The organism is Coleofasciculus sp. FACHB-1120 (assembly GCF_014698845.1).
In the GTDB taxonomy this organism is placed as follows: domain Bacteria; phylum Cyanobacteriota; class Cyanobacteriia; order Cyanobacteriales; family FACHB-T130; genus FACHB-T130.
This window is the reverse complement of sequence record NZ_JACJTV010000066.1, coordinates 1-7,661: the sequence shown is the minus strand read 5'-3', so window position 1 is coordinate 7,661 and position 7,661 is coordinate 1. Positions and strand designations below refer to the sequence as shown.

At 46.3% G+C, this 7,661-nt stretch carries 7 protein-coding genes and 1 pseudogene; 2 read left to right on the top strand and 6 right to left on the bottom strand.

Annotated features, from left to right (window positions below):
* Positions 1-195 precede the first annotated feature (195 nt).
* From H6H02_RS28030 to H6H02_RS26215, 4 genes and pseudogenes are all read right to left on the bottom strand, one after another.
* A pseudogene (locus tag H6H02_RS28030) lies at positions 196-306 on the bottom strand (hypothetical protein); the annotation flags it as partial.
* Positions 307-462: 156 nt separating this feature from the next.
* A complete protein-coding gene (locus tag H6H02_RS26225) occupies positions 463-1,482 on the bottom strand; it encodes an NADP-dependent oxidoreductase (protein WP_190823326.1) in 1,020 nt (339 codons plus the stop codon).
* Positions 1,483-1,686: 204 nt separating this feature from the next.
* Positions 1,687-2,532, bottom strand: a complete 846-nt coding sequence (locus H6H02_RS26220) for a macro domain-containing protein (protein WP_190823325.1) — start codon at positions 2,530-2,532, stop codon at positions 1,687-1,689.
* Between the two features lie 30 nt (positions 2,533-2,562).
* Positions 2,563-3,975, bottom strand: coding sequence for a hypothetical protein (locus H6H02_RS26215; protein ID WP_190823323.1), 1,413 nt, complete (start codon positions 3,973-3,975; stop codon positions 2,563-2,565).
* Between the two features lie 539 nt (positions 3,976-4,514).
* On the opposite strand from H6H02_RS26215, the gene H6H02_RS26210 reads away from it, so the two are divergent.
* A complete protein-coding gene (locus H6H02_RS26210) occupies positions 4,515-4,760 on the top strand; it encodes a hypothetical protein (RefSeq protein ID WP_190823320.1) in 246 nt (81 codons plus the stop codon).
* 420 nt (positions 4,761-5,180) lie between these two features.
* Here H6H02_RS26210 and H6H02_RS26205 read toward each other — a convergent pair whose 3' ends face one another.
* Both H6H02_RS26205 and H6H02_RS26200 read right to left on the bottom strand, forming a co-directional pair.
* Positions 5,181-6,212 carry a chemotaxis protein CheB gene (locus H6H02_RS26205; protein ID WP_190823318.1) on the bottom strand — a complete coding sequence of 344 codons (1,032 nt, stop codon included), beginning with the start codon at positions 6,210-6,212 and terminating at the stop codon, positions 5,181-5,183.
* Positions 6,213-6,621: 409 nt separating this feature from the next.
* Positions 6,622-7,461: a halocarboxylic acid dehydrogenase DehI family protein gene (locus H6H02_RS26200; RefSeq protein WP_190823316.1), complete on the bottom strand. Its 840-nt coding sequence runs from the start codon at positions 7,459-7,461 to the stop codon at positions 6,622-6,624.
* Here H6H02_RS26200 and H6H02_RS26195 point away from each other — a divergent pair.
* Positions 7,449-7,601: a hypothetical protein gene (locus tag H6H02_RS26195; RefSeq protein ID WP_190823314.1), complete on the top strand. Its 153-nt coding sequence runs from the start codon at positions 7,449-7,451 to the stop codon at positions 7,599-7,601. The two genes, H6H02_RS26200 and H6H02_RS26195, sit on opposite strands and share 13 nt — an antisense overlap.
* Positions 7,602-7,661: the final 60 nt, after the last annotated feature.

Sequence of the window (7,661 nt, the reverse complement as noted above, 5' to 3'; positions counted from 1 at the left end):
AAAACAACGAAATCTAGATTCTCGAAAAATTGATTGGCAATTTACTACCGCTGATGCTCGCATTAAGCTCAAGCGTCTTTACCCATCAATTCAAGCTTGACAAGGTACTAGTATGGGGGGCATTGAGAAAGGCGGCAGTTGTCAATGCCTTGATATCGGTCACATCAGAAGTAACTTCTTTTCGGATTGTTAGATTCATTGCTGCCTCGTTCTGGTTTGGATATCTTGCCTTGCTCCACTCAGCGCTCCTGCGATCGCTTTTGCGGGACGGTTCTTTTCATTTTCAGAGAAGATTCGCCAGAGATTGCTAGCTTGGGTCTAGTCACCCCAATCGTGAGATTCATAGCTCTTGGCAACTACATTGCCAAAAGCTAGTCCAGTCAAGCCGAAATCCCCGACTTTTTAGAAAAGTCGGGGATCTAAGCTGCTGGGGATTGCTTGTAACTCATTCGTAATCCACGCTCATCCTGTCGGATCGTCACTGACTTTAACAATCAGCTTGCCAAAGTTTTTCCCTTGCAGTAAACCAATGAAGGTGTGGGGCGAGTTTTCCAGTCCCTCTACAAGGTCTTCTTTATACTTGAGCTTGCCTTCCTGCAACCACTGAGAAACATCATTTACGAACTCTACCTGACGCTGTTGGTAATCACCCACAAGAAAACCTTTAATTAAAGCGCGTTTAACCAAAAGTGGCATCAAATTAGGGCCAGGAGGAGGAGTTTGTGCGTTGTACTGCGAGATTAAACCAACCAGTGGGATTCTTGCCCCAAGATTAATCTGCTGCAACACAGCTTCTAAAATTGCACCCGCCGTATTGTCAAAGTAGACATCGATTCCGTTAGGACAAGCCGCTTTCAGTGCAGAACTTAGGTCTTGAGTTTTGCGGTTAATGCAGGCATCAAACCCTAATTCTTTCACGACATAATCGCATTTCGCCTCACTCCCAGCCACCCCCACTACCCGACAGCCTTTGAGTTTAGCAATTTGACCGACTACAGACCCGACTGCGCCAGAAGCAGCAGAAACGACAACGGTTTCGCCCGGTTGGGGTTGCCCAATATCCAGCAGCGCAAAATATGCCGTCATTCCGGGCATCCCCGTTATGCCCAACGCATAAGAGATGGGGGCTTGATTGGGGTCAAGCTTACGTAACATTTCGCCTTTCGATACGCCATAGGTTTGCCAGCCGTCATAACCCAGCACAAAATCTCCGGCTGAGAATTGGGGATGGTTCGATTTCACCACTTGGCTGACTGTACCACCGACCATCACGGAACCCAATTCTGCTGGAGAAGCATAAGATTCGCGATCGCTCATACGTCCGCGTATATAGGGGTCGAGGGACAGGTATATTGTGCGGTTGAGAACTTCTCCTTCCCCTGGTTCTGGGATTGAGGTTTCGACCAAGGCGAAATCACTCTCTTTTGGTTCCCCAACTGGGCGGCTTTTGAGTAAGATTTGTTGGTTAGTTGAATTAGGCATTGATGATTCCTATTTTCTTCCAATGGATTGAGCATCGATTAGTGCTGTACCAGGCTGGACAATCATCCCAACAAGCCTACTAACGATTGCAGTTGATGATCGCTGGCTCAACATCTTTCATCAGACATAACTCAACATCTTTCATCAGACATAATTAGTGAGCGTTACCAAAAAACTTTCTGTCTAATTAAAGATGATTTTGGTTCAAAAGCACGTTGAGTCCAAGAAGTCTTCTAGTGCATAAAAATCCACCGAATCAAGGTCTTTTGGATAAATGACTACTGTTAACTTCTTCGTTATGAAGTCTTTCTTAGACGCAGCAATGAACGAAATAACAATCAGCTTCGTTAAAGTCATGCGGGGAAGATTTGTCCGAGCAAGATCTGAACCAATTACCGGGATAGCAACCTCTAATCCATGACCTTTTAGCCGCACCTGTTCCCAGAGGGAACTTAACGAATGCCAGATATCATCAGCAGTTGATTTGACTCTCAGATCATTCCCCATAGAGCCATAGGCGTTTAAGAAGAATCGTTTATCCGGCGACCCCAACACAAGAGTTGTGCCGATTGGATATCGCCAAATTTTCCCCTTTTTCTTATTCGGTTCCCTCTTTTTGTTAGCCTTTAGAGGCTCTAAAGCAATATCGATCTCATCATCCAAGCGTCTTTGGTCGCTCTGATACACTCGCGTGAGTAATTGCCCTTGCACACTTGAGGGTTTGATGACTTCCCCCAATTCCGTATCGAAAACATCGTTAGTCCCAATGACTAGGTGCCCAGGTTCATCAAAGAGGTCTCCTATCCTAATCTCTATCGTGGTATTGGGTGAAGACAATGACCTAGAAACCGAAAGGCGAGGAAAGTTCAGTGCGAGCGCAATCAGTAAGGAAAGGGAAACCAACCCACCATAACCCCACCATCCCCAATTGAACCATTCAGGTAGAAAAAGTCCTCCTGGTTCAAGAAATAGCCAGATCAGACCGAAGATGCCAGCGAATGTAACTCCTAATCTTTTAAGTTTGATGGAAGTCAGAAGCTTGAAGAACATTGCAATGTTTGCAGAGAGATTACCGAGCGTTTATGCACTAAGAGTACAGTTTCCTACGACTTTAATAATGCTGGGTTCCCGATTGGCATAGACCCGCCTTCTCTTTCCTTGAAATCGAACAGGCATCACCTTGTTCTTAATTGGACCAAGCTCTAACTCTAAAACATCTTCAACAAGTTGGCTCATCTTCAAGTGATACACCGCCCATAGCCATGCTTTTGGCAAAAATAACCTTGGTTGTGTTTGCAGCTTTGCCCACAGCTCCGGAAAAATCCCTTTTTCGACTGCCTCTGCATGGTTGTATGAGCCAGTAGTTTGAGTAGTAGGGAAGAACCGTCCGAGATCTTTGGGAAGAGCTTCCCCCAGCAAGAGCAGACGGACACGCAACTCAGCAACTTCATCAGCAGTGTAGTTTGGATAATTTATCTCCATTGCAAAGCCACTATTATGTGAGCACTGAATGGGTGTAAGCTTAATGTTAAAGCTGGCTTTCCCCGCCATCGACTCAGACAGCACAGATGACACTTCCATCATGCCAGCATCATGCTGATCGGCATAGGCAATCTGCTTTCTATTGTGGAACTCTCCTGGGTGAAGAGACTTCAACTCAGCAACCTGCTCCATATCCTTCGGTGACAGTCGAAGAATGATGCTTAGATCTGGCTGAGTAGCACTCGACTTGGTTCGGAAAAATTTCTCATTCAGCATGACCCAATCTCTTGAGCGTTTCACAGACCCAGTACTTCGGGGAGTGCTGCTTTTTGAGGCAGGAGTTTTTCGAGGTCTTGTAGATGTCTCGTTTATTGATGTTGTTTTAGTTCGAGCGCTAGCTATAGCCGAAGAGCTAGATTCTGTATTCTCCTTTGGTATCTTCTTACTCTGCTTCTTCGCGGCAGTAAGAGGTTTGGACGTTCCACTTGTATACTGGTTCAGCCAGAGAGTTAAATGTTCTCGTAATTGATCGCGAAAGTTAGTAGGAGTTTTATATTCTCGAAATAACCCTTTGCCTCGAAACTTAGCTTTAAATTTTAGTGTCTCTTCCCGCTGTCTCAGATCCTCTATCGTAGTAAGGTGAACTGGTGCCTCGCGAAAGTAAAACCAAACTTGTGGTTTTCTTTTACGCCTTAAAGCTGTAACTGCTCTTCCAAACTCCTCTGCTGTTCCAGATTTTGCACGTGGAGTTGGTGTCCCGATCCGATTCCACATAATGCCGATAAACAGCTCATACTCTTGCATCTTTCCAATTTGCTCATTGAGTATGGCTTGACCATCCTTGCCGTAGCTGGGAAAAGCGTTCTCTGAACTAACAACTTCAAGCACAATTCCCTTATCTGCCGCGACTGTTCGGTTAATCTCCTCTATTACTTTTCCTACATGACGACGCTCTGTAGCAACATCACTTGGCGAGGCGAGAAAAATCTTTAGCTTCTCTACTTGTGGCATTGTAACTTTATCAATACAGGCTATCTGAGGAAGTAGGCAAGATGTTCACTGTTATTATTCTGACAAATAGCTATAGCTCAGATCGCGCTTCACTAAGTTATCACCTTTACCTTTGTACTGGTAAGCAGTTGGACTAAAGAAAAAGTCAGACTGCAAGCGTCCCACCCACCAAAAGCTAGTTGCGGCTATAAGTTAATCGATTTAACTATTGAATTCATGTAGGGTGATCGCTGACCTTTCTCCAAGAGCGATCGCCCAGTTTCCAATACTCTACTGTAGAGCCGAGCTTCTAGGAGCGCAGCAGCATGACAGTTCCAATACAAATGCCAAATCATTTTAGTTCTACACACAGATAGAGGCACAATGAACTTCGTCTAATACTCTTAATAGTGGCGATCGCAAAAACAGGCAGTAAATAGCGATGCAGAAGTTGGCAGTATTCGGTGGAACAAGGATTATTGGACGCAGCATTATCGCTATCCGACCCTGAAAGTGCTTCCTTTAGGCAAATAACAAATAGCAGCTAATAGGATGGGCAGATGTCTTCTCAGTCTCAACGATCGCTGAACTGGCTGTTGCAGCAGTTTCAACTCAAACCGGGTAAGCCCGATATTGCTAGCAGTTTGCAGACCCTTGTATTGGTTTTGGTTCCAATTGGGGTTGGAGTGCTGATGGGTCATCCGGTTGCTAGCGCGATCGCAATCATGGGTGCCTGGTTGGTGGGGCTGATGAACGTCGAGGAAGCGTATCACCAGCAGGCAACCGCTAAGATTAGCGATCGCTAACTATCTCAAAATTTATAACCGTTTAGTGAAGCTAGCTGTTAGGGTTTGCATGGGTGTGTGGCATTCAGTTACTAATCTCACTCTTAGGAGGGGCAGCGACGTCTTCTATCGAGGACAACAAAATAATTGCTCGGCGGTGGTTTGAACTCATCAGCGAACACAAGATTATTGAGCCGGGAACGTCTGACCAGTAGCCGTGGAGGTAGACTCGATAGTTCAAAAGGTGCCTAGGGCATTTTTCAGTAAGGCGATCGCGATCGCCTTACTGGAATGTCTCTATCGCCAGCCTGAAGGACGGCAGTTCAAAAGTTATTTGCCTGATTCAATATCTTCAATAAATTAGTAGATAGGGTGCTGATTTAATCGTGTCGATTTTTGGCAAACTTGAGCGACTTGTCAGCTTTTTGTCGGTTGCTACTTCTACCCATCCGGGTTAATTATCCTCTCCTGACTTAGAGTTTCGTGGCTCATCACCGCCTGCCTAACTAGGCTAGCTCGCATATTTGCTTGTTCGGATTTCTGCAAAAAGCGTTCCGCCATCTCACTATCGTTCGTTTCGCCCGTTTCGCCCAGATGTTTAGCCATGTGACTCATTAACATTTCGCTCTCCTCGATCCCGCGAAGTGTTTTCCAAAGTGAGGCTTCAATAGACTCCGTTACTTCTACAAGCAGAGAATTTAGGGAATAGGCATGTCCTGTATGGCAACGGAACCGGATAATGTTGCCTTCTTTCAGTTGCAAAAGCATCCCGTGGCACTCTGGACAAGTGTAGGGAGAGAGCTTCCCAAGCTTCATGATGCCACTCTCAAAAGCATTGTCTTCCCGCGCCACTTTGACTTCAATGTCCATCTGCTCAGACACCAGATGTCCTCCTTTCTTCTCGACGGCTTCGTTTGTCATCTGAACCAATAAAGCGCCCATTTCCGCGACGGGGACGCACCAATCAACCTCTACCGCTTTCATCGCTTTTATAGGCATGGAGGCGTGAAGTGCATCAAAAGGGTCTTGGACAATCGCTTTCCCGCCTTGCTCCTTCACTGCGTACAGCCCAGATGCCCCATCATCAAGCATTCCAGTTAGAACCACCCCGATTGCTTGATTTCCATAGCTCCGGGCGGCGGAGCGGAATAAGACGTCAATCGAGGGACGAAAGCGATTTTCTTTCGGTCCCTTCGTGACTCGGACATACCCCGATTCGACAAGCAGGTGGTGATCTGGGGGAGCAACATAAATCCGTCCCGGTTTGATTGCCTCTTTGTCAATTGCATGGGCGACTGGCAGCGAGCAAACCCGATCTAGGATTTGAGGCAATATACTTGGATACGCTGGGGCAATATGCCAAACAATAAAAATGGCACATGGAAAATTGCAGGGGAGTTGAGCAACGAGCTTTTTCAGGGCTTCCATCCCTCCCGCCGATGCTCCAATGACGACTATCTCAGGCTTGATCACTTATATTCCTTTACTAAAGGCGATTACTTTGCGGAATTAATGATTTTTAGAGAGAGTAGAACGCATCTACTCGCTCAAGTCCAGTCGTTTGTGAATGTTAAAAATAGTAGGTCGTATTATCTTGTGACTGCTAACAGCAAAAACTTATAGGCTGCTTGCGCTTGTTCCTTTCTTCCAGCTTACCTAAACTCGCCTTTGTCTAGCAGAGGAAAAATGGTTGCTAAGAGCAACTGTCTGATTGTTGGTCAATCTAGGCTTAGTTTTTTCTTCTCCTCCTAAGAAGAAAAAACTAAGCCTGTAATGCTCTTTTATAAGCATTACAGGCTTAGCTAATACTGTCCAATGCTGATTTAAGGCGTTAAATCAGCGATCGCTCAACCACCCTCTAATGAAATCTCCTCAATTCTGGTCAAAGTTTAGTGACGGATGGTAGATTTGCCAGACCCATGTAAAGTAGGGCATCCTGTACGATCAATTCCGGCAAGATATCCTTGAACATTTCCACCGTCTGCTGAATCCGCTCAAAATCTTCGGGATTGTCCAAGCGATCGCGCACTTCTGGCTCACCAATCGCAACAACCGGACGCAGACGACTGGCAGCGTTCTCTGCTCTTTGCACAATATCCTGCTTGAGAAGCTGATATTCTGGTCGCTCCCGCCACAGCTTGATGTCTTGCCATGCTGCCAGGAATAACGGAGACCATCGGGCTAATGCCTGGTAGTCGGAGTTCACAATCGGTACGCCCAGAGTTTGTTTGATGTCTCGATATACCTGTTGCATTTGGGGCGACATCTCCCGAACAGACTGTTCGCCAATCAGTTTGATTTCTGTGCGCTGATAAGCATTGGGACCGCGACGGGCGGCGGCGTTGCCCTCCTGACCGACTACTTCGCTTGCTAGAGTTCGGCTCAAGGCAAATTGCTGAATCAGCAATTGGGGATTGCCAAAGGTGAACGCATTCAGGACTCTCTGGATCTGATGCCGTTGTGCTTCGTCTATATCAATTTGATAGCCCGGTTGATACCAATCGCTGGTATCGCGGTAAATCCGCTCGGTAATTGCGATCGCATCTTCCAAAAAAGATTCGGTTTGCGTCGCCGGTTTGAGACGCTCCCAAAACAACTGCATCACTGATGGATACATCGCATAAGCACGCCAGTTTTCAGGCGTCCAGGGAATTCCCAAGGTGTCTTGAATATCGCTTAAACAGGCTTGAATTTCAGCGGGTGCGTGGGATGGTTCGATCAACGGGAATGCTGATTGGTCGTCTTCTGCGCTCGCGGGTTCAGGCGATCGCGCAGCGACTTCAGCAGCCTCTTCTACGGAAAGTTGTGATTCTACTAGCCTGTCAAGGGCAAATCGATGGGTATAAATTGGGTAGTATTTAAGGTAAAAGTCTTAACCAACTACCACCGAGCTGTCCAATGAGTAAAAAGTATATAGTAAGC